At 75.2% G+C, this 21,582-nt stretch carries 21 protein-coding genes; 10 read left to right on the top strand and 11 right to left on the bottom strand.

Features of this window, described 5'->3' with window-relative positions:
- The first annotated feature begins 147 nt into the window (after window positions 1–147).
- The 3 genes from ACQ452_RS10265 (at window position 148) to ACQ452_RS10255 (ending at window position 3,497) form a co-directional block, all read left to right on the top strand.
- Window positions 148–1,779 carry a RecQ family ATP-dependent DNA helicase gene (locus tag ACQ452_RS10265; RefSeq protein WP_433392592.1) on the top strand — a complete coding sequence of 544 codons (1,632 nt, stop codon included), beginning with the start codon at window positions 148–150 and terminating at the stop codon, window positions 1,777–1,779.
- Between the two features lie 64 nt (window positions 1,780–1,843).
- The gene (locus ACQ452_RS10260; RefSeq protein ID WP_433392590.1) at window positions 1,844–2,347 is read left to right on the top strand and encodes a hypothetical protein; all 504 of its coding nucleotides are present in this window, start codon (window positions 1,844–1,846) and stop codon (window positions 2,345–2,347) included.
- Between the two features lie 112 nt (window positions 2,348–2,459).
- Window positions 2,460–3,497: a helix-turn-helix domain-containing protein gene (locus ACQ452_RS10255; RefSeq protein WP_433392588.1), complete on the top strand. Its 1,038-nt coding sequence runs from the start codon at window positions 2,460–2,462 to the stop codon at window positions 3,495–3,497.
- A 153-nt stretch (window positions 3,498–3,650) separates the two neighbouring features.
- Here ACQ452_RS10255 and ACQ452_RS10250 read toward each other — a convergent pair whose 3' ends face one another.
- The 8 genes from ACQ452_RS10250 to ACQ452_RS10215 are packed head-to-tail and all read right to left on the bottom strand — an operon-like array spanning window position 3,651 to window position 12,255.
- Window positions 3,651–4,634 carry a DNA topoisomerase IB gene (locus ACQ452_RS10250; RefSeq protein WP_433392586.1) on the bottom strand — a complete coding sequence of 328 codons (984 nt, stop codon included), beginning with the start codon at window positions 4,632–4,634 and terminating at the stop codon, window positions 3,651–3,653.
- Window positions 4,618–5,571, bottom strand: a complete 954-nt coding sequence (locus tag ACQ452_RS10245) for a glycosyltransferase family 9 protein (protein ID WP_433392585.1) — start codon at window positions 5,569–5,571, stop codon at window positions 4,618–4,620. The genes ACQ452_RS10250 and ACQ452_RS10245 overlap by 17 nt, the downstream gene beginning before the upstream one ends.
- Window positions 5,568–6,269, bottom strand: coding sequence for an SDR family oxidoreductase (locus tag ACQ452_RS10240; RefSeq protein ID WP_433392583.1), 702 nt, complete (start codon window positions 6,267–6,269; stop codon window positions 5,568–5,570). Before ACQ452_RS10240 ends, ACQ452_RS10245 begins: the two co-directional genes overlap by 4 nt.
- On the bottom strand, window positions 6,266–7,693 hold the full coding sequence (locus ACQ452_RS10235; protein ID WP_433392581.1) for a PfkB family carbohydrate kinase: 1,428 nt from the start codon (window positions 7,691–7,693) through the stop codon (window positions 6,266–6,268). Before ACQ452_RS10235 ends, ACQ452_RS10240 begins: the two co-directional genes overlap by 4 nt.
- A gap of 13 nt (window positions 7,694–7,706) precedes the next feature.
- Window positions 7,707–8,351, bottom strand: a complete 645-nt coding sequence (locus ACQ452_RS10230) for a D-sedoheptulose-7-phosphate isomerase (RefSeq protein WP_433392579.1) — start codon at window positions 8,349–8,351, stop codon at window positions 7,707–7,709.
- Entirely contained in the window at window positions 8,352–9,566 is a 1,215-nt protein-coding gene (locus ACQ452_RS10225; protein ID WP_433392577.1) for a glycosyltransferase, read from the bottom strand.
- Window positions 9,551–10,528, bottom strand: coding sequence for a glycosyltransferase (locus ACQ452_RS10220; RefSeq protein ID WP_433392575.1), 978 nt, complete (start codon window positions 10,526–10,528; stop codon window positions 9,551–9,553). Before ACQ452_RS10220 ends, ACQ452_RS10225 begins: the two co-directional genes overlap by 16 nt.
- Entirely contained in the window at window positions 10,525–12,255 is a 1,731-nt protein-coding gene (locus tag ACQ452_RS10215; RefSeq protein ID WP_433392573.1) for an HAD-IIIA family hydrolase, read from the bottom strand. The genes ACQ452_RS10220 and ACQ452_RS10215 overlap by 4 nt, the downstream gene beginning before the upstream one ends.
- 132 nt (window positions 12,256–12,387) lie before the next feature.
- Between ACQ452_RS10215 and ACQ452_RS10210 the strand changes: the two genes are divergently transcribed.
- Both ACQ452_RS10210 and ACQ452_RS10205 read left to right on the top strand, forming a co-directional pair.
- Entirely contained in the window at window positions 12,388–12,834 is a 447-nt protein-coding gene (locus ACQ452_RS10210; RefSeq protein WP_433392572.1) for an SRPBCC family protein, read from the top strand.
- Window positions 12,835–12,921: 87 nt separating this feature from the next.
- A complete protein-coding gene (locus ACQ452_RS10205) occupies window positions 12,922–13,689 on the top strand; it encodes a polyprenol monophosphomannose synthase (protein WP_433392570.1) in 768 nt (255 codons plus the stop codon).
- 346 nt (window positions 13,690–14,035) lie between these two features.
- Here the strand turns inward: ACQ452_RS10205 and ACQ452_RS10200 are convergent, their stop codons facing one another.
- Entirely contained in the window at window positions 14,036–15,640 is a 1,605-nt protein-coding gene (locus tag ACQ452_RS10200; protein WP_433392568.1) for a phytoene desaturase family protein, read from the bottom strand.
- Between the two features lie 70 nt (window positions 15,641–15,710).
- Here ACQ452_RS10200 and ACQ452_RS10195 point away from each other — a divergent pair, with 70 nt between their 5' ends.
- A complete protein-coding gene (locus ACQ452_RS10195) occupies window positions 15,711–17,144 on the top strand; it encodes an aldehyde dehydrogenase family protein (RefSeq protein WP_433392567.1) in 1,434 nt (477 codons plus the stop codon).
- 59 nt (window positions 17,145–17,203) lie between these two features.
- Here the strand turns inward: ACQ452_RS10195 and ACQ452_RS10190 are convergent, their stop codons facing one another.
- Window positions 17,204–17,605, bottom strand: a complete 402-nt coding sequence (locus ACQ452_RS10190) for a ChaB family protein (RefSeq protein ID WP_433392565.1) — start codon at window positions 17,603–17,605, stop codon at window positions 17,204–17,206.
- Between the two features lie 160 nt (window positions 17,606–17,765).
- Here ACQ452_RS10190 and ACQ452_RS10185 point away from each other — a divergent pair, with 160 nt between their 5' ends.
- The 4 genes from ACQ452_RS10185 (at window position 17,766) to ACQ452_RS10170 (ending at window position 20,219) form a co-directional block, all read left to right on the top strand.
- Window positions 17,766–18,746: a YihY/virulence factor BrkB family protein gene (locus ACQ452_RS10185; RefSeq protein ID WP_433392563.1), complete on the top strand. Its 981-nt coding sequence runs from the start codon at window positions 17,766–17,768 to the stop codon at window positions 18,744–18,746.
- 66 nt (window positions 18,747–18,812) lie between these two features.
- The gene (locus ACQ452_RS10180) at window positions 18,813–19,229 is read left to right on the top strand and encodes a DUF2795 domain-containing protein (protein WP_433392561.1); all 417 of its coding nucleotides are present in this window, start codon (window positions 18,813–18,815) and stop codon (window positions 19,227–19,229) included.
- Window positions 19,230–19,281: 52 nt separating this feature from the next.
- Entirely contained in the window at window positions 19,282–19,743 is a 462-nt protein-coding gene (locus ACQ452_RS10175; RefSeq protein ID WP_433392560.1) for an SRPBCC family protein, read from the top strand.
- Between the two features lie 215 nt (window positions 19,744–19,958).
- Window positions 19,959–20,219, top strand: a complete 261-nt coding sequence (locus tag ACQ452_RS10170; RefSeq protein ID WP_433392558.1) for a hypothetical protein — start codon at window positions 19,959–19,961, stop codon at window positions 20,217–20,219.
- Window positions 20,220–20,248: 29 nt separating this feature from the next.
- Here the strand turns inward: ACQ452_RS10170 and ACQ452_RS10165 are convergent, their stop codons facing one another.
- Window positions 20,249–21,457 (bottom strand): MFS transporter, encoded by a 1,209-nt coding sequence (locus ACQ452_RS10165; RefSeq protein ID WP_433392556.1) that lies wholly within the window; start codon window positions 21,455–21,457, stop codon window positions 20,249–20,251.
- Between the last annotated feature and the right edge of the window lie 125 nt (window positions 21,458–21,582).

Below are 21,582 nucleotides of genomic sequence, written 5' to 3'. Positions count from 1 at the left end.
ACAGAGCCGCCGCTCGACCAGATCGGGACGGCTCACGTGAGCACCCACCGGATCCCGGACCGCTGCCGGGCCGGTGTGCCGGCGGGCGCCCCGACGATCTCCGGTGGGCGTTTCGCCGTGGATCACAGGGGGTACCTCCGGCCCTCGATGAAACTGTCCACGCACTCGACGACGCTGCGCCGCGCGGCCAGGAGCCTTTTCGGCTGGACCGCGCTGCGGCCCCACCAACTGGCCGCCATGCGGGCGGTGATGAAACGCCGCGACGCCCTGGTGGTCCTGCCCACCGGCGCCGGCAAGTCGGCGATCTACCAGATCCCGGCCAGCCTGATCCCCGGACCGACAGTGGTGATCTCGCCGCTGCTCGCCCTCCAGCAGGACCAGATCGCGGCGCTCAACGAGCGGCAGCGACCCGAGCTGCGCGCGGTGCGGATCAGCTCCAACGAGTCGGCCACCCAGCAGGCGCAGGCGATCGCCGAGATCCGCGACGGGCGGGCGGAGTTCCTCTTCATCACCCCCGAGCAGCTCACCAACGCCGACCGGATGGCCGAGGTGAAGGCGCTGAAACCGGCGCTGGTGGCGATCGACGAGGCGCACTGCATCTCCGCCTGGGGGCACGACTTCCGTCCCGACTACCTGGCGCTCGGGCACCTCATCGACGGCATCGGCCGGCCACCGGTGGTGGCGCTGACCGCCACGGCCTCCCCGCCCGTACGCGACGACATCATCGCCCGGCTGCGGCTGCGCGAGCCCGAGGTGGTGGTCTCCGGGCTGGACCGGCCGAACCTCTTCCTCGAGGTGGCGCACTGCCCGACGGAGGACTACCGGTGGCGGCGGCTGCTCACCCTGCTGCGTGACGACACCCGGCCCGGCATCATCTACGTGCCCACCCGGCGTTCCGCCGAGGAACTGGCGACCCAACTCACCGACGCCGGCCACCCGGCGCAGTACTACCACGGCGGGATGGCGGCCGGCGCCCGCGCCGAACTGCACGAGGCGTTCCTCGCCGACCAGGTGCCGATCATGGTCGCCACCTCGGCGTTCGGCATGGGCATCGACAAGCCGAACATCGCCTGGGTGGTGCACATGGCGCTGCCCGACTCGCCGGACAGCTACTTCCAGGAGATCGGGCGGGCCGGCCGGGACGGCGCCCCCGCCCGGGTCCTGCTGCTGTGGCAGGCCGAGGACGTCGGGTTGCAGCGCTTCTTCAGCGGCGGCCTGCCGAACGAGGGCGAGCTGCGCGACCTGTCCGCGCTGCTGCGCACGAAGGCGCGTACCCGCAAGGAGTTGCGCGAGGTCACCGGCCTCGGCCCGCGCAAGCTCGGGCAGTATCTGGCCCTGTTGGAGCAGGTGGGCGCGGCCGAGCCGAGGGCGCGGCAACGCATCGGCGCCCCCCGCTACTCCCCCGCGCCCGTGGACGCCGCCGCGGCGGCCCTCGCCGAGGCCGAACGGCAGCAGACCGTGACCCGCTCGCGTACGGACATGATGCGGGCCTTCGCCGAGACCACCGCCTGCCGGGGGCAGACGTTGCTGGCCTACTTCGGTGAGCAGATGACCGAGGTCTGCGGGCACTGCGACAACTGTCACGCCGGCACCAGCACCCCCGACGACGGCGCGGTCGGGCCGTTCCCGGTGCACAGCCAGGTCCGGCACCCCGAGTGGGGCTCCGGCCTGGTGCTGAGCTACGAGGAGGACCGGATGACGGTTCTCTTCGACGAGGTGGGGTACAAGACGCTGTCGGTCAGCGTGGTGTCCGAACAGGGCCTGCTGACACTCGACTAGCCTGAGCCGGGCACCGCTGGCGGGGCCGTCGACGACGAGCGAAACCAATGCGAGAGGGGCATTCGTGATCGAGGAGCCGGCGTACACCGGATTCGGATTCTCCGACCAGGAGTGGGGGCTGCTGGTCGGCCTGCCGCAGTCGGTGCTGACCGCGGCGAGCGCCGCCGAGTCCGACGGCACCCGGCGCACCATGGCGGAGAACGCGGCCGGTCTCGAGACCATCGCCGCCGGCCGGGGGTCCGCCAACGCCCTGGTCGCGGCCGTCGCCGGCGAGATCGTCTCGCGGGTGGGCGACCCGGAGGCCGGCGAGGAGATGCCCGTCATCGCGCCGTCCGATCCGCGCGCCTACCTGGAGGACGTGCTGGTGCGGGCCAAGCAGGCGGCGGCGTTGCTGGCCGACCGGACGGACGAGGGCGAGGCCGGCGCCTACAAGCTCTGGTTGGTGGACATCGCCGAGCAGGTGGTGGGCGCGGCGTCCAGCGGCGGGATCCTGGGCCTCGGCGGCGACGTCGTCAGCGACTCGGAGCGGCGTTTCCGTGACCGGCTCTCCCAGGTGCTCAACGACTGACGCGAGAACGACGGCGGCGGCACCGGACCTGGTCCGGTGCCGCCGCCGGCTGTCCCCCGCCCACCGTGGACAATGGACGGGCCATGGCGTCGACGACCGGGGAGGGGACTTCATGCTGTCGCGAACCACCCTCGACACCGAGCAGGCGCCCGCAGCCGAACGCTTCGAGTTGTGGCTCGACATGGTGGCGCGGACGGCGTCGCCGCTGCGGATCCGCACCGAACACGCGCACGACTTCGCCGCCCGGGCGGAGATCGTCGAACTCGGCCCGATCCAGGTGGTCAACTACCGGTACCCCTCGCTGGAGGGCGTCCTGACGCCGAGGGTGATGCGCGAGTCGGCCCCGGAGATCTACATGCTGGCGCTCACCGTCGACGGCGACGGCGCGGTCAGCCAGGCCGGCCGCAGCAGCGACCTGGGGCCCGAGGAGTTCATCTTCTACGACGGCTCCCGGCCGCACGGGGTGCGGCACGGCGGCGACGACGGCGGCCACGAGCCCGCCCGGTCCGTCGTGACGATCATCCCGCACGCCGCGCTGCCGCTGCCGCCGGACCGGCTGGCACCCCTGCTCGGTGCCCGGATGTCGGGCACCGAGGGGATCGGCGCGCTGCTCGCCCAGTTCCTGCGCCAGGTGGCCCACCATCCCGAGCAATATCACGCCACCGAGGCCGTCCCACTCGGCACCGTCGCGCTCGACCTGGCGGCCACCATGCTCGGCCGGCACCTGGTGGCGGAGGACGCGATGCCGGCCGAGGTCCGCCGGCGGGCACTCCTGACCCAGATGCGGGCGTACGTCCAGCGGCATCTCGGGGACGCCACGCTGAGCCCTCAGGTGGTGGCCGACGCCCACCACGTCTCGCTGCGCACCCTGCACCGGCTCTTCGCGGCCGAGGAGTCGACGATCGCGTCGTACATCCGCGAGCTACGGCTGGCCCGCTGCCGGCGCGACCTCGCCGACCCCGGCCTGCGCGGCCAGCCGATCCAGGCGATCGCCGCCCGCTGGGGCTTCCCCGACAAGACGCACTTCAGCCGGATCTTCCGCAAGGCGCACGGCGTCGGACCGCAGACCTGGCGGGCCGAGCAGCCAACCGAGCCGGCACGGATCGTCAACCCATCGGCGTCCGTGGACAACCGCGGCGCGGCAGACTGACACCGAGCGGCCCGATACCCACCCGCCCACGGCACCGTGGGGATCGGACCGTCAACGGGGGCCGTGGCGTGGCGTCCGCCGCCTCACCGGCGGCGGGCGACCGCCCGGTGACCACCCCGCCCCGAGCCCCGTCCCCACCGGCGGCGGGCCGCGTCAGGCCTCCTGGAGCAGTTCGAGGACGATCCGTTCGGCCTTCTCCCGGGGCGTCGCCGGGTCCACCGGGGCCACCACCCCGTCGTGGAAGAGGTCGATCACGCGCGGGTCGACGTAGGACGTCCGGGCCACCGTCGCAGTGTTGCCGAGCAGCTCCGCCACGTCGCGCATCACCGCCGCCACCGCCCTGCGGCGCGCCGTGACCGAACGCGGCGTCCCCGTCGTCGCCAGTTCGGTCGCGGCCAGCACCGTGGCGTGCCAGGTCCGGAAGTCCTTCGCCGTCATCTCCCCACCGCTGGCGTCGCGCAGGTACTCGTTGACCTCGTCGCTGCGCACGTCACGCCAGTGGCCGCCCTCGCGGTAGCCGAACAGCCGGTCGGCGTCCCGCCGCTGGCGGCGCAGGCTGGTCAACACCCGGCACAGCTCCGCGTCCTCGATGCGGCGCACCTGCTCGATGCCGCCCTTCGCGGGAAACTCGAAGACCACGCAGCCGCCCCGGGACCGGGCGTGCTCCGGGCGCAGCGTCGACACCCCGAACGTCGGTTCGTCACCGGCCGCGTACTGGTCGCTGCCGACCCGGAACATGCCCATGTCGAGCAGCCGGGTCACCGTCGCCAGCACCCGTTCGCGGTGCAGGCCCCGGCCGGACAGGTCCCGGCCGACCCGCTCGCGCAGCACCGGCAACCGGCGGGCCACCTCCAACACGTGGTCGAACTTCGCCTCGTCGCGCTTCTCCCGCCACCTCGGGTGGTAGACGTACTGCTTGCGCCCGGCCGCGTCGACGCCCGTGGCCTGGATGTGCCCGTTCGGATAGGGGCAGATCCACACGTCCCGCCAGGCGGGCGGGATCACCAGCTCGCGCAGCCGGCCGAGCTGGTCGGGATCGCGGACCGGCTGCCCGGACGGGTCCAGGAAGAGCCAGCCCCGGCCGCGCCGGCGTCGCCGGTAGCCCGGCCCACCCGGGTCACTACGCCGCAACCGCACCGGAGATCCGCACCGCCCGTTCCACCTCGTCCACGGCGGCCAGCACCTCGTCGACCCCGAGGGCCGCCATCGTCGGGTGGCTTCCTACCCCGTCCCACCAGGGACAATCCACCTCGCCCACCCAGAGCGCCCGGTGCCGGGGCCGCTCCGGCGGCGGCCCCCACGCCGCCGGGGAGACCGGGCCGAAGAGCACCACCGACGCCGTGCGGTAGGCGGTCGCCAGATGCGCCACGCCCGTGTCCCCGCTGACCACCAGCCGGGCGTACGCCACCAGCGCCGCCAGCGCGCCCAGGTCCGTGCGGCCGGCCAGCACCGCGGCGGCGGGCAACCCCGCGGCGGACGCGATCCGCTCGGCGGTGGCCCGCTCGTCGGGGCTGCCGGTGAGCACCACCCGGTGCCCCCGCGCGGCCAGTCGCCGGGCCAGCGCCACGAACCGGCCGGGCGGCCAGCGCTTCGCCCGGACCTTGGAGCCCGGGTGCAGCACCGTCACGCCGGTCGGTACGCCATCCGCCGGCGGGCGCCGCAGCTCCAGGTCGGCGCGGTCGGCGCGCACGCCGTACCGGTCGAGCAGCCGGCACCACCTGTCGACCTCGTGTTCGTCGACGCGCCAGGCGGGCCCGTCGTGGTGGCCGGCCTCCGGGTTGGCGTACGCCAACAGGCGGCCCGGGCGTAGGGCGGCGAGCATCCGGTGGGAGTCGGGGCCACGGCCGTGCAGGTTGACGGCGAGCCGTGGGGGCGGGCCACGCCAGGGCAGCGCGCCCAGGCCCGGGGCGTCGAGCAGCCGGTCGACGCCGCCGACGAGGTCGACCAGCGGGGCCAGCCAGCCGGGCGCGACCAGCACCAGTTCCTCACCGGGACACGCGGCCCGCAGGGCACGCAGGGCCGGCACGGCGGTGGCGAGATCGCCGACGCCCAGTGCGCGCAGGACGAGGATCACGGGTAGGAGGTCTCCTGATCGGCGCAGACGACCAGCTCCCGTACGGCGCAGCCCGCCGGCTGGGACAGCGCGAACATGACGGCGGCGGCGGTGTCGGCGGGATCGTTGAGCACGGCATCGGGCCCGGGTCGGTACGCGGCGTCGCGCTCGTCGAAGAAGGCCGTGCGCATGCCGCCGGGAACCAGCAGGGTGACGCCCACCCGGCCGGCGAGTTCGGCGGCGAGGGCCCGGGTGAACCCCACCACCCCGAACTTCGCGGCGCAGTACGCGGTCGCGTCGGCGACCGCCTTGACGCCCAGCGTGGAGGCGACGGTGACGATGCTGCCCCGTGACGTCTCCAGGAAGGGCAGCGCGGCGCGCACCACGGCGGCCGTCGCGAGCAGGTCCACGGCCACGATCCGCTCCCACGTCTCGCCGGGCACGTCCGCCAGCTTGCCGGGCACGTCCATGCCCGCCGCGGTGACGACGGCGTCCAGCCCGCCCGACCGCTCGGCGAGCTGCCGGGTGGCGGCCTCGGCGGCGCGGGTGTCGGCGAGGTCGCACTCCACCCACGGCACCCCGTCGGCGGGTGCCTGCCGGTCCAGCACCAACGGTCGGCCGCCGCCGCGGGCCACGGCCGCGACCACGGCGGCGCCCAGGCCGCTCGATCCGCCGGTGACCAGCACTGTGCGCCCCGCGCCGGACGCCCCGGCGCTCATCGGACCCGCTCCGCGGTGGCGGGCCGGGCGGCGGCGATCAGGCCGGTGGTGGAGCGGCCGTCCAGGTACGGCACCACGACTGTGTTCCCGCCCCACCGGCGCAACACCTCCGCCTCGGGCAGGGCGGGCTCGCCGCCGTCGCCGGCGTAGTCGCCGCCCTTCACCCAGACGTCGGGGCGCAGCCACGACAGCGCCGCGCGCGGAGTGGCCTCGTCGAAGATCATGACGGCGTCGACACAGCCCAGCGCCGCGAGCAGCCGGGCCCGGTCCCCCTGCGGGATCACCGGCCGGTCCGGGCCCTTCAGCCCCGTCACGCTCGCGTCGGAGTTCAGGCAGACCACCAGGCAGTCGCCGAGCCGTCGGGCCGCCTGCAACGTCGCCACGTGCCCGGCGTGCAGCAGGTCGAAGCAGCCGCCGGTGGCCACCACCGTGCCGCCGCCCGCGCGTACCGCCGACACGACGGCGGCGGTCGCGGCCACGCCGACGCGCTCACCGCCGGGGCTGGCGACCGTCGGCGGCAGGGGACGCGCCGGACGCGGCAGCGCTGTCGCCACTCCCCCACCCGCCACGTACGCCGACGCCTCGGTGACCGCCTCCTGCACCGCCTCGGAGACCAGTGCCCCCCGCGCCAGGGCGAGACTGGCGGTGGCCGCGAACCGGTCACCGGCCCCGCAGGTGTCCCCCTCGGCGGTGGCCGGGGCGGGCACCACCATCGGGGTGGCACCGGCGTGGCAGAGCAGCGCGCCGTCCCCACCCAGGGTCACCACGACCGCGCCCGCGCGCCAGCGCTGACGCAACCCCTGCGCGCCCCGCGACGCCGCCGCCAACCGGGTCGCCCCCGGCGCGACCGGCACCAGTTCCCGCACCTCCGACTCGTTGGGGGTCACGAGGTGCACCCCCGGCACCGCCGCCGGCCCCCGGGGGTGCGGGTCCCACACCACCGGCGCCCGGGTCGCGGCGAGGGCCGCCCGCAACGCGGGCTGCCGGGCCACGCCCCGGCCGTAGTCGCTGACCAGCACGGCGGAGGCGCGGGCGATCACCCGCAGCACCGCCTCGGACGGCTCGCCCGGCGTACCGGCCGCGCCGCCCCGGTCGTGGCGCAGCAGCACCCGGCCCCGGGCGCGCAACCGGACCTTCTCCGGCGTGCCGCCGCTCAAGCCGAGGGGATACACCTGCACGCCGGCGTCGGTGAGCAGGCAACTGAGCCGGGCACCCCCGACGTCGTCCGCCAACGCGGTCACCAGCACCACCTCGGCACCCTGCGCGGCCGCGAAGACCGCGGCCAGCCCGGCGCCCCCGGGCCGGTCCACGTGCGCGGTCTCGTCCAGCACCGGCACGGGCGAGTCCGGGCAGAGCCGGTTGACCACCCCCTCGACGTCCCGGTCGAGCAGGGTGTCACCGACCACCACGACGGGTCCCCTCACGCTTCCCCCCTCATCACGCCTGCACCTGCTGACCCGCACCGCCGTCGAGCAGCACCTCGACCCCGGCCCGCACGGGAGCGGCGGGCGTCACCGGCAGCGCCCGCTCGACGTACTCGCAGAGAAGATGGCTGGTCACCAGGTGGAGTTCCTGCACGACCTGGCTGTCGGGCGAGCCGACGGCCAGCACGTCGTGGCAGAGCGCCGCCAGCGGGTTGGGGGCGGGCCCGGTCAGCGCCCAGCAGGTGAGCCCGCTGTCGCGGCCGGCCCGGGCCGCGGCGAGCAGGTTGGCGCTGGCGCCGCTTGTCGACAGCAGCAGCAGGATGTCGCCGTCGCGGCCGTGGGCGCGCACCTGGCGGGCGAAGACCTCGTCGTAGCCGTAGTCGTTGCCGATGGCGGTCATCGCGGAGGTCTCGGCGTGCAGGGCGATGGCCGACAGGGGTTGGCGGTCCTCGCGCAGCTTCCCGACGAGTTCGGCGGTGAGATGCTGGGCCTCGGCGGCGCTGCCGCCGTTGCCGGCCACCAGCAGCCGACCGCCGTCGACCAGCCGGCGCGCGAGGGCCTCCCCCCACCGCGCCAGCAACGTCTCGTGCCGCCGGTACGGCACCAGCGCCGCCGCCAGGTTCGTCAGGTGCGCGTCGAGCGGCGTGCCGCCCGCCATTCAGGCCACCACCCGGGTGGGCCGCCGGACCGCCACGTCGCCGTAGACCTCCACCAGCCGCTCCGCCGTGGCCGCCCACGAGTACCGTCGCCGGGCCCGCTCCCCCGCCGCCGTCGCGTACGCGAAGCGGCGGATCCGGTCGTCGAGCAGCCCCTGGATCGCGTCGCCCAACGCGCGGGGGTCGCGGGCCGGCACCAGGTCACCGGTGACGCCCCCGACCACGGTGTCCTTGATCCCACCGACGGCGGTGCCCACCACCGGCACGCCGCACGCCATCGCCTCCAGCGGGGTGAGCCCGAACGGCTCGTACCAGGGGGCCGCCACCAGGATGTCCGCCGAGCGGTACCAGCGGCCCATCTCCTCGCGCGGCACCGCCCCGACCAGCCGCACCCGCTCGGCCACGCCGCAGCTCACCGCCAGGGCGCGCAGCCGCCGGGCGTACGGGTCGGTCTCCAGCAGGCCGGCGGGCGGCCCGCCCACCACCACGCACTCGGCCTCGGGCACGTACGCCATCGCCCGGACCACGGTCTGGAAGCCCTTGCGCTCGACGAGCCGACCGACGGTCAGGATCCGCGGCCGGCCGTCGACGCGTTCGGCGGCCGGTCCCAGCGGGGCGAACGTGCCCAGGTTGACCCCGGACGGCACGACGGTGATCCGGGACCGGGGCACCCCCATCCGGACCAGCTCACCGACCTCGTCGCGGCACTGGGCGACGACCCGGTCGACGGAGCGGCCCAGCTCCCGTTCGTAGCCGATGCGGCGGGCGGGGCTGGTGTCCTGCACCCCCTGGTGCCGCCGCTTGACCACCCCGAGGGCGTGGTACGTCTGCACGACCGGCACCCCGGTCTGCCGGCTGGCGGCCAGCGCGGCGAGGCCGCTCATCCAGAAGTGCGCGTGGATCACCTCGGGCGCCCAGTCGCCGCCCCGCCACCGGTCGACCAGCCAGCGGCTGAACTCCCGCATGTGCGGCAGCAGGGCGTCCTTGGCGACCGGCTCGGCCGGTCCCGCCGGGACGTGCACCACGTCGTAACCGTCGGCGCTGCGTACCGTGACCGGCAGGTCCACCGCGTCGCGGCGCGTGTAGACCCGCACGTCGTGCCCGGCGGCCGCGAGGGCGGCGGAGAGCTCGGCGACATGCGTGTTCTGGCCGCCGGCGTCCTCGCCGCCCAGGATGGCGAGCGGGCTGGCGTGCTCCGAGATCATCGCGATGCGCATACTTCCTCCTCCAGCAGCCGGTCCCAGTCGGCGAGGAAACGGTCGAGGCCGTAGCGGTCCCGGGCGGCGACGCGCGCCCGCTCTCCCGCCCGGCGGGCCAGTGCCGGCTCGTCGATGTAGCGGCGGGCGGCGTCGAGCAGGGTGCCGAGGCGGGTGGACAGCGCGCCCGCGTCGGGTGGCACCGCCATCGCCGCCTCGGTGGCGGCCAGCGCGACGACCGGCATTCCGATGGACATGGCCTCGATGAGGCTGAGCCCCAGCGAGGTCCACCGGCACAGGTGCAGGTACGCCCGCCGCCGCCCCAGTTCCGCGTGCATCCGGTGCTGGGGGACGTCGTCGTGGCTGACCAGCCGGTCGGCCGGCAGGCCCAGGTGCTCGGCCAGGCCCGCCACCTGCATGCCGAAGACGTCCAGCGGGGCGATCTCGGCGAAGCGGGGCAGCAGGTCGGTGCCGGTGACCCGCCAGCGACGTACCGGCTCGTTGATCACCACCGCGAGCCGGTCGAGCTCGCCCGTGTACGCCGGGGCGGGCGCGACGATGCCGTGGTCGATCACGGTGGTGCGGGTGGCGCCGGTGTCCCAGAACAGCTCGTTGAACCCGGTGACGTGGGCGATGAGCAGGTCGTCGCGGTCGGCCATGGGGTGGCGGCTGTTGGGGACGTCGCCGTCCTTGGGGGTGTTGTGCTCGACGTAGACGGCGGGCACGTCGCGGCCGGGCCGACGGCCGAGCCACCGCTCGGCGAGGTCGATCTCCTCCGGGCGTTGCAGGACGACCAGGTCGACGTCGGCGGTGCGCAGTTGCTCGGGTGTCACCTCGACGGCCGTGTCCGGCCACGGGTAGGTGCGGGCGCGGCCGAGGCCGTAGGGGCCGCGGTCCGGCGTGACGGGCACCAGGTACCGGTGCTTGCCGTGCACGAACGACGTGGTCCACGCGCCGTGCACGTGCCAGAGCAGCAGATTCATCGGCCGCTCCCGCCGACGCTGGCCTCCGCCGGCACGCCTGTCGCCCGGGCGACGGTCGGCGCGGACGGGGCCGGTGGGGTCACCCCGAGCAGCCGCAGCGCGTCGAGGACCTGCCCGGGTCGCACCCCGCTGAGGCAGGGGTGTCCGGGCACCGGGCAGCGGGCGGCCCGGGTGTCCCGGCAGGGTGCCTCCGCGTCGCCGAGCCGCACGGTGGGCACCCGCCAGGGCCCCCACTGCCCGAACGGGACCGTGGGGGCGAAGAGGCTGACCACCGGCACCCCGTGGGCCGCGGCGAGATGGGCCGGGCCGGTGTTGCCGACCACGACCGCGGCGGCGGCGGCGACCGTCGCGGCCAGCCCGGCGAGGGAGGTCCGCCCGCCCAGGTCGACGGCGACGTCGCCGGCCACCCACGCGGTCAGTTCCCGCTCGCCGGGGTCGCCGGTGACCACCACCCGGTGGCCGGCGGCGGCCAGGGCGCGGGCGATCCGGGCGGCCAGTTCGGGCGGGCAGCCCCGGGCCTGTGCCGCCGAGCCGGGGTGCAGGACCACGTATCCCGGCGCGCCGACCTCCGGCGGGGGCGCCGGCGCCGGGCGCAGCCGCAGGACGGGTCCGTCGTCGGCGGCGAGGGCGAAGCCGGCGGCGGCGGCGAGCGAGAGCGCGCGTTCCGGTTCGGGTACGCCGGCCGGCACGCGGTGCCGCACGTCGAGCAGGCTGCCCGGGTAGTCGTCGCTGATGGCGCTGACCCGGCGGACCCCGGCCAGGCGCAGCAACAGAGCCAGGGGCAACGGCGACTGGTGGTAACTGGTGAAGACGACCGCCTCGTCGGCGCCCACGGCGGCGAGGCGCGCGGTCAACGCGGCCAGGTCGACGGGGTCGACGGGGTCGGGTGCGGGGTCGATCCAGGGCAGCCGGTGTTCGATGACCTCGTCGATGCCGGGCAGGAGGTCCGCCGCCGCCCGGCCCCGGGGCCCGCACAGCAGCACCACCCGCTCGGCGTCGGCGGCCACCGCGCGGATGCCGGGGCCGGTGACCAGGACGTCCCCAGCCGAGTCGGCGCGTACCACCAGCACCGTGCCCGCCCGCCCGCCGGGGCGCGTGCGGGCCGGTCGGGCGCCGGGGTCGACCGCGGCCTGGCGGCGCAGGATCGCCGCCACCGCCGCCGGCAGGTCCGGTGCCACCTGCGGTGCGGCGGCCACCTCCTGGGGGCGGGTCACCGGCGTGGGCACCAGGATCGCCGACGCCCCGGCGGCCGACGCCGCGACCATGTCCCGCCCGATGTCGCCCACCAGCACGCACCGCGACGGCACCGTGCCGAGTTCCCGCGCCGCCGCGTGCACCAGCCCCGGCGCCGGCTTGCGGCATCCGCACCCGTCGCCGTCGTCGTGCGGGCACACCAGCCAGGCGTCGAACGTACCGAGCAACTGCTCGACCCGGGCGTGCACCGCCCGCATCTGCGCCTCGGTGAACAGGCCCCGGGCCAGCCCGGACTGGTTCGTCACCACGGCCAGCCGCAGGCCCGCCGCCCGCAGCCGGTCCAGGGCGGCCCGGGCCCCCGGCACCGGCCGCACCTTGTCGGGGTCGCCGTTGTACGGCACGTCCTCGATCAGGGTGCCGTCGCGGTCGAGCAGCACGGCGTCGAACAGGACGGGGCCGGAAGCGATCTCGCCAGCGCCGGCACAAACCCGGGCTGACCTGCGCTGATCCGGCTCCACCTGGTCCTGTCGCACAGCCGGCGGGTTCCCGGCGCCCCCGGGAGTAAACGTGCTCCCGAGCGCCCGACGCCGGTGGCGATACCCGTCGGCCGGGAGAAGCTAACCCGCGCGCCGTTACCCCGTGCGCGCCCGGGGTACGTGAGCTGGGTGGCAATCGTGGAGAAGGTGATCGAGGCTGCCCCGGAGCAGGTCTGGGCGGTTCTGGCGGACGGGTGGACCTACAGCGACTGGGTCGTCGGCACGGTGCACGTGCGCGACGTGGACGACGACTGGCCCCGGGTGGGCAGCCACCTGCACCACAAGGCCGGGCCGTGGCCGGTGTCCCTGCACGACTCCTCGACGGTGCTGGCCTGTGAGCCGCCGCGTCGGCTGGTCATCCGCGCGGGTCTCTGGCCGGCCGGGGAGGCGATCGTGGTCTTCACCCTGGAGGCGGCCGGCGCGGGCGCGACCCGGGTACGCATCGACGAGGACTTCGCCGCCGGACCCCTGCGGTGGGTGCGCAACAAGGTCAACGACCTGGTGCTGCACCAGCGCAACAAGGAGACCCTGAGGCGGCTGGCCGACATCGCGACGCGGCAGAAAGGCGTCGGGTGAGGGGCGGTAGGGGTGGCCTTTCCGACCCGCGTCCGGCAACTGGCTACGCTCACGGGGAGCCCTGTCCGCCGACCTAGGATGTCCGACATGATCGAACCCGTGCAGTTGCCCGTGCCATGGCGGGACGCACGCCTGACCGTCGTGGTTCCCACCTACAACGAGGCGGGCAACCTCCCGGTGCTGGTCGAGCGGCTGCTGGCCCTGCCGCTGCCGGGCCTGCGGATCCTGGTCGCCGACGACAACTCGCCGGACGGGACGGGCGAGGTGGCCGACAAGTTGGCCATCGAGCATCCCGACCGCGTCGAGGTCGCGCACCGGGCCGGCAAGGAGGGCCTCGGCCGGGCGTACGTGGACGGCATCGGGCGCGCCCTCGACGGCGGCGCGGAGTACGTCGCGCAGATGGACGCCGACCTGTCGCACCCGCCGGAGGCCCTGCCGGGCATGCTCGGCGCGCTGCTCTCCACCCAGGCCGGCGTGGTGATCGGCTCCCGGTACGTGCCGGGCGGCGAGTTGGACGAGAACTGGCCGCTCTACCGGCGGGCACTCAGCGGCTGGGCCAACCTCTACGTGCACACGCTGCTGCGGGTGCGGATCCGCGACCTCACGGCCGGCTTCAAGATCTGGCGGGCCGACGCGCTGCGCAACATCGGCCTGGAGCGGGTGCAGTCCAACGGCTACAGCTTCCAGGTGGAGATGCACTACCTGGCCACCAAGCTGGGGCACACCATCCTGGAGGTGCCGATCCGCTTCCAGGAGCGGCACGACGGCGCGTCCAAGATGACCACCGCGACCAAGATCGAGAGCGCGCTGATGCCGTTCAAGCTGCGCAGCAAGCACCGCAACATCGGCTCCTGAGCCGCGCCGCGACTGCGTAGCGTCACCTCACTCTCGGTGGTCGGCGAGCCGGCCCTCGGATCGCCACCGCCCGCCCTTTGCTCTGCACCCAGGGGCGCACCACTTCGCTGAACTGGGGTTTTGCGGCGGTGGCGCGGCACCGCCACTGGCGCACGGTCACGCACAGCAACCGTTGCGTATATGGATGCAGAGCAAAGGGCGGGCAGGACCGCCCACCCCTGCCACCATCCGCTCACGCTCCGTGCCCACAGTTGTCCGGGCCAGGTCCGCCCCGGGCCAGGTCCGCCCCGCCCGGCCAGGTCCACCCGCCAGGCCCGCCCGCCGCACCGCAGCCGGGCAGGGACGCTCAGCCGTAGACCGCGCGGTGCGCGGCGCCGATCCCCGCCGCGTACAGCCCGCCGGTCAGGGCACGGTCGCGGGCCAGGGCGGCGCGGGCGGCGTTCGCGCCCGGGGCGCCGTGCACGCCGCCGCCCGGATGCGCCGACGAGCTGGCCAGGAACAGCCGGTCCACCGGCGTGTCCGCGCGGCCCAGGCCAGGGATCGGGCGCAGGAAGAGCTGCTGGTACGCGGCGGCGGTTCCGCCGCCGAGCGCGCCGCCGACCAGGCTCGGATCGCCCTTCTCCAGGTCGGCCGGGCCGGCCACGTGCCGTCCCACGACGAGGCTGCGGAAGCCCGGTGCGGCCTCCTCCAGCACCCGCTCCATCCGCTCGACGTGCGCGGCGATCTCCTCGGCCCGCCACTGCCGGCGAAACGGCAGATGGGTGTACGACCAGAGCGACTCCGTGCCCGGCGGCGAGTGGCTCGGATCGGCCACCGACATCTGCCCCAACAGCAGGAACGGGTCGCGGGGGATCTCCTTTCGGGCCAGCGCGGCGGCGTAGCTGGTGAGGCCGTCCAGGTCCGCGCCCAGGTGCACCGTGCCGGCGGTCGCGACCGCCCGGTTGGTCCACGGCACCGGGGCCGACAGCGCCCAGTCCACCTTGAGCGTCGAGCCGTCCCAGCGGAAGTGCGCCAGGTCCTCCACCAGCCGCGGCGGCAGCGCCGCCGCACCCACCAGGTCCAGGTAGAGGGCGGGCGCGGGAACGTCGGCGAGCACCGCCCGGCGGGCCCGCCAGAGGGCGCCGCCGGCGCTGCGCACCCCCACCGCCCGGCCGCGTGCGGTCAGCACCCGGTCGACCCGGGCGCCGTAGAGGATCCGGCCGCCGCGCTCGGTCAACCGGGCCACCAGCGCGTCGGTGATCTTCTGGGCGCCGCCGTCCGGCACCGGCCAGCCCACCTGCTGGCCGAGCATCGCGAGCAGCCAGCCGTACACGCCCGAGCCGGCCTCCTCGGGCGACAGGTCGGTGTGCAGGGCGCAACCGGCCAGCAACGCCGGGCCGCCCTCGCCGTCGAAGAGTTCGTCGCCGAGCTTGCGCACCGGTACGACCAGCCGCCGGGCCAGCCGCAGCGCACCGGAGACCCGCAGCCGGCGCAGCAGGGACAGGCCCCCGCGCACCGGCGGGAACGGTGTGGTGATGGCCTCCAGCATGGGCTCGGCGACCTGGCGCCAGTCGTCGTACGCATGCAGCCAGCGCGTGCCGTCGCCCGGCGCGAACGCCTCCAGCGACGCCGCGGTGGCCGCCGGGTCGCGGTTGAGCACCGCCGCCCGCCCGTCGGGTAACAGGTGGGCCAGCACGTCCGGGGAGTGCCGCCAGCGCAGCCCGTATCGCTCGAGCCCCAGATCGCGCAGCACCGGCGAGGCGTAGCCCAGGGGGTAGAAGGAGCTGTAGAGGTCGCTGAGGTAGCCGGGGGCCGTCACCTCGGCCGAGCGCACGGCCCCGCCCGGCGTGGCCGTGGCCTCCAGCACCAGCACCTCCCAGCCGGCGTCGGCCAGCAGGTTCGCGGCGACCAGGCCATTGTGGCCGGCTCCGACGACGACGGCGTCCGCGCTCTCCGCGCCGGTCGAACTCATCCGACCCGCCTACCCGGCCGGCAACCGGGCGAAACGCGTTTGTCGCGCCGGGGCCGGGGCATGCACTGCCATGTACCAGGTTGCGCAGCTCATAGGCGGAGTGTGGGGCGCGGGCGGCGAAGGTGGCGAGCTGGTCGTGCGTGATCCGGCCGACGGATCGCCGGTCAGCTCGGCGCCGGTGGCGACGGCCGACGAGGTCGGCAAGGCGGTGGAGGCGGCGCGCGGCGTCGCGGCACAGTGGGCGGCGACCGCCCCCGCGGACCGCGCGGCGGCCCTGCACCGGGCGGCGGACGCCGTGGCGGCGGCGGTCGACGACCTGGCCCGGGCCACGACGGCCGAGATGGGCAAGCCCCTGCCGGATGCCCGGGGCGGGGTGGAGGCGGGCGTCGGCACGCTACGACAGTACGCGGAACTGGCCCCCGTGCGCGGCGGGCGGACCCTGCACGGCGCCACCGACGCCCTCGACTTCATGACGCCGCAGCCGCGCGGGGTGGTCGCCGCGATCACCCCCTGGAACGACCCGGTGGCGGTCTCCTGCGGGCTGCTCGGCGCGGCCCTCGTCACCGGCAACGTGGTGCTGCACAAGCCGAGTGAGCGCGCCCCGGCGACCGGCTGGCTGCTGGCGAAGGCGCTCGACTCCGCGTTGCCGCCCGGCGTGCTGTCGCTGCTGACGGGAGGCCCGGAGACCGGCGCGGCGCTGGCCGCGCAGGAGGTTGACGTCGTCGCCCACGTCGGCGCCACCGCCACCGGGCGGGCCATCGCGGCGGCGGCGGCGCGGACCGGGGCGAAGGTGCTGCTGGAGAACGGCGGCAGCGACCCGCTCGTCGTGGACGGCGACGTCGACCCGTTGTGGGCGGCCGGGCAGGCGGCCCTCGGCGCGTTCGCCAACGCCGGACAGATCTGCGTCGCGGTGGAACGGATCTACGTGCACCGGGACGTAGCGGAGGACTTCACGCAGGCGCTGGCGGAGCGGGCCGAGGCGCTGCGGGTGGGCCCGGGCGGCGACCCGCGCACCGAGCTGGGGCCGCTGGTGGACCGGCGACACCGCGACCACGTGCACGGGCAGGTGACCGCCGCGGTGGCCCAGGGCGCGCGGCTCCGCACCGGCGGCACGCTGCCCGACGGCCCGGGGGCGTTCTACCCGGCGACGGTGCTGGCCGACTGCCGCCACGACATGACCGTGGTCCGCGAGGAGACCTTCGGTCCGGTCGCCGCGATCGTCACCGTCGACTCGTTCTCCGAGGCGCTGCGGTGCGCCGCCGACTCGCCGTACGGACTGGCCGCGACGGTGCTCACCGCATCGATGAGTCACGCCCAGCGCGCCTGGCGGGAGCTGCCGGTGGGCGCCGTGAAGGTCAACGCGGTGTTCGGCGGGGCGCCCGGCGGTGCCGCCCATCCGCGTCGCGGCAGCGGGCACGGTTACGGCTACGGGCCGGAACTGCTCGACGAGTTCACCGCGACGAAGGCGGTGCACCTGGAGGCGCCCGGCGGCGGCCACTGGTGAGGTACGCGCGGAGGCTGCCCCTGCGCGGCAGCCTCCGGCGTCGCGTACCCCGGGGTGGCTCAGCGGCTGCGGGCCTTGGCGGTCTGGCGGTTGTTCGCCTTCTCGATGGCCTTGACCAGTTCCGCCTTGGTCATCGTCGAGCGGCCGGGCACGTCCAGCTTGCGGGCCACCTTCATCAGGTGGTCCTTGGTGGCGTTGGCGTCCACCCCGCCGGCGGTGGGCGCCCGGCGCCCCGGTCCGCCGCCGGCCGCCTGGCGGTCGCTGGGCCCCTTGCGGCCCTTGGGCTCCCAGTGGTCGCCCACCTTCTCGAACTCGTGCTTCACGGCGGCGAAGGCGGTGCGGTGCGCCCGCTCCCCCTCGCCGTACGTCTCCACGGCCGAGTCGTGCGTCTTCTCCCAGGTGCGCTGCGCCTTCTTCGGGGAGCGTCGCAGCGTGCTGGGCAGTACCTCGCGCCCGGGCATCTCGTCCTCCTCCGCGTCGTTGGGTTCCTGGTGACCGTTCCCCCAGGTACGGGTGACAAACCGGCCGCCGGGTTTGTCGATTTTCCGCCGGGGGTACCGGCGGGCCAGGCGAAGCCGGGTGCACCAGGTCATCCGGCCGCCGGGGCACAGGGGGCGGGCCATGCAGACGACGGAGCCCGACACGGCAGCCACCGGGCGGCGGCGTGCCCGGCTCCCCCGCCAGGTGCGCCAGCTCAGCTGGCGGACGTGGCGGGCGGTGCTGGTGGGCAGCGTGCGCAACTTCGTGAAGGACGAGTGCGTCGACCGGGCGGCCGCCCTGACCTACTACGGGGTGCTGGCGCTCTTCCCCTCCACGATCGTGGTGGTCGCCCTGGTCGGGCTGGTCTCCAACGGCGAGCGGACCGTCGACACCGTGCTGGACCTGGCCCGGGGCATGGGTGCCGGCTCGGTGGTGGCCAACGAGGGCTTCGTCGGCGTGGTCCGGGGCGTGGTCGACCAGAGCGACTCGGCGAGCGTGCTGCTGAGCTTCGGTCTGCTCGGCGCGCTCTGGTCGGCCTCCGGCTTCATCGGGGCGTTCACCCGGGCCTCCAACGCCATCTACGGGGTCGAGGAGGGGCGGCCGGTGTGGAAGCTGCGCCCGCTGCAGATCGGCCTGGCGGCGGTCATGCTGGTGCTGTTGGCGGTCGTCGCCACCGGGCTGATCGTCAGCGGGCCGGTCGCCGACGCGGTGGGCGACCTGGTCAACGCCGGCGGCCTGGCGCGTACGGCGTGGAGCGTCGCCAAGTGGCCCGTGCTCGCGCTGATCACGATGATGCTGCTGAGCCTGCTGTTCTGGATCGCGCCGAACGTGCGGCAGCCGCGCTTTCGCTGGCTCACCCCCGGCGGCGCGGTCGCGTTGCTCGCCTGGGCGCTCGCCTCCTTTGGCTTCGGCCTCTACGTGGCCAACTTCGGCTCGTACGACGCCACCTACGGCAGCCTCGGCGCGGTGATCGCGTTCCTCGTCTGGCTCTACCTCTCCAACTCGGCGCTGATGCTCGGCGTGCAGATCAACGCGGAGATCCAACGCGGCCGGGTGCGCCAGGCCGGCGAGGCGGACCCGGGAGAGCCGGTCCTGTCCCCGAAGACGCCGGCCAGCAGGTGATCCACCGACCCCGTCCGGGCGCCTCCCGCCGGTTTACCGCCGGTGCCACCGGGTAGCGCAGAAGGCATGGAACGTGGCAGCAGCAAGCACGGACCGAGGGTCGACGAGCAGATGAGCCGTGAGGTCAGCGGCCTCGTGCAGGGGCCGGGGACCGGCGGCTCGCGGGTCGACGAGTCCCGGGTGCCGGAGCCGGCGGGCGAGGACCAGCCGGAGGCGACCACGGCCCCGGCGGGCGAACTGCGTACGGGCGCGCCCAAGGGGATGAGTTCCGAGGACGTCGAGCGGCGCAGCCGGCTCGGCCGGTTCATCACGATGAGCGCCCTGCCCGGCGACCGGGCGGCGTTGATCGCCAACGCGCGCGACAACGAGGCGCCGACGGACATCGTCGCCGAACTGGAGCGGCTGCCCGAGGGCACCCGCTACCAGACGATCTCCGAGGTGTGGGCCGCGCTCGGCCACAAGAACGAGACGACCCGCTGGTGACCGGATCCCCGCACGATCCGGCCCGTCACCGGCGGACGAAGGAGGATGCCTGATGAGTGGCGTTACCGAACACGTGGACGTCTCCGTCCCGGTACGCACCGCGTACGACCAGTGGACCCAGTTCGAGGACTTCCCCCACTTCATGGAGGGGGTCCAGGAGGTCCGGCAGCTGACGGACACGATGACCCACTGGACGGTCGAGATCGCCGGGGTGAAGCGGGAGTTCGACGCCGAGATCACCGAGCAGCTCCCGGACGAGCGGGTCGCCTGGCGCTCGACGGGCGGCACCCAGCAGGCCGGCGTGGTGACCTTCCACCGGCTGACCCCGGACACCACCCGGGTCACGTTGCAGCTCGAGTTCGAGCCACACGGCGTGGTCGAGCAGGCCGGCGACAAGCTGGGCATCGTCGACCGGCGCGCGAAGGGCGACCTGGAGCGGTTCAAGAAGTTCATCGAGCGGCGCGGTCAGGAGACCGGCGCCTGGCGCGGCGAGGTCGACCGCCCACAGCCCTGACCCCCGGCCCCCCGGGTGCGAACCTTTCCGATGGCCGCCGGCTCGCCCGGCGGCCATCGTCGTGTCTCCGCGGCCACCCGCGCCGGGTGCGGGCTCGTGGCTCCGGCCACCCGCGCCGGCTCCGGTGCCCGCCGGGCGTCGGGCAGCTCACGACCCACGCGGCGGCCGGGTCCGGGTGCCGTTTGCGGGCACCGCGCCCGGGTACCGCGACAGGTATGACGAACGAGGACAAGGTCTGGCGGGACGAGGAACGGACTTCGCTTCAGGAACTGGACCGGGCGGTGGCGCGGTCGAGCCTGGACGGCCAGGCCGACGACGTGACAGCGAACGACGCCGGCGAGGAGGCGGCCTTCGGGCACGGCCCGGAGCCGGTGGACCGCAACGGGCAGGTCGCCGGCGCGGGCCGGGAGCCGACCGATCCGGAGCGCGCGTACCGACCCTCGACGACCGGCCGGACCGGGCCTGACAACATGTGAGCGCAGCGCGCCGGCCGGCCCCGGGCCGTTCAGCCGGGCGCCGGGGCCGGCCGGCGGGCAGCGGCGGCGTGCAGGGCGATCAGGGCCAGGGCGAGCACGACCAGCGCCGGCCCGAGCAGGTCGACCGAGGTGTTGCCGAGCAGCACCCCGATCCCCGCCGGCACCAACGCCCCGCCCAGTCCGGCGGCGCCGATCTGCAACCCGATGGTCCGGTCGGCGTGCGCCGCACCGACCCGCTCGGCGGTGGTGAGGGTGAGCAGCGGGAAGACCGGGGCGGCGGCGAGGCCGACGACGAACAGCCCGGCGACGGCGACCCACGCGGGGGCGGGCAGCGCGACCAGCACCGCCCCGACCGCCATCCCGAGCAGGCTGCCCCGCAGCACCACCGCCGGCCCCAGCCGCTCGGACACCACGCCCTGCACGACGCGCCCCACGAAGAGGCTCCCCCAGTAGCCTGAGACGCAGACGCCGGCGACAGCCGGCCCGAGGCCGCGCCCCTCGGTCAGCAGCAGGAACGCCCAGAGCCCGGCGGCCACCTCGACGGCCACGTAGAGGGCGAAGGCCGCCGCGCCGAGCCAGACCGCCGGCAGGCGCAGCGTCTCGCGTACGGGCGGGGCTTTCGGTGCCGCGACGGCCGCCGCGCCCGGCGCGGACCCGGCGGGCGCGGGCGCCGGGGTGCGGTCCCGCCAGGCCCGCACGGTCAGCGCGAACGCGGTCGCCAGCGCGACCTGGGCCGCCGCCACCAGCGCGTAGCCCCAGCGCCAGGAGAGCCCGGCGCTCAACGCCCCGGTCATGATCAGCGGTCCGAGCGCCACGCCGAGGCCGAAGAACGCGTGCATCCAGTTCATGTGCCGGGGACCGAAGGCGCCCGCCGCGTACGCGTTCAGGCCCGAGTCGATCGCCCCGGAGCCGAGACCGAGCACCAGCGCGCAGCCCACCAGGAGGACGAGCCCGGGGCTCAGCGCGTAGCCGGTGAGCGCGAGGCTGGCCAGCAGCGTGCTGCCCGCCAGCAACCAGCCGACGCCGAGGCGGGCCAGCGTGAAGCCGGCCAGCACGCTTGAGGTCAGGTAGCCGGCGGTGCCCGCGGTGAGTACGAGGCCGACGGCCCCGGTGGGCACGCCGAAGTCGGCCCGGATCGAGGGCCAGCCGACCCCGATCAGACCGTCGGGCAGGCCGAGGCTGACGAACGCGAGATAGGCCAGTAGGAGCAGCGACGCGCGGGGCGGGGTGGTGGACACGGGGGACCATCCTGCCCGGCGTCGGCGGCGGCGTGATCCGGCCTCCCCGGTAGGACGAAGATTACGGTCCGCACGGTCGGGAAAACGGACAGCTCATCCAGAATCGACCGTTCGGCTGACGGCAA

Source organism: Micromonospora sp. KLBMP9576, from assembly GCF_050941805.1.
Taxonomy (GTDB): Bacteria; Actinomycetota; Actinomycetes; order Mycobacteriales; family Micromonosporaceae; genus Micromonospora.
The sequence above is the reverse complement of the archived record's forward strand: the minus strand, read 5'-3'. Positions and strand labels throughout refer to the sequence as shown.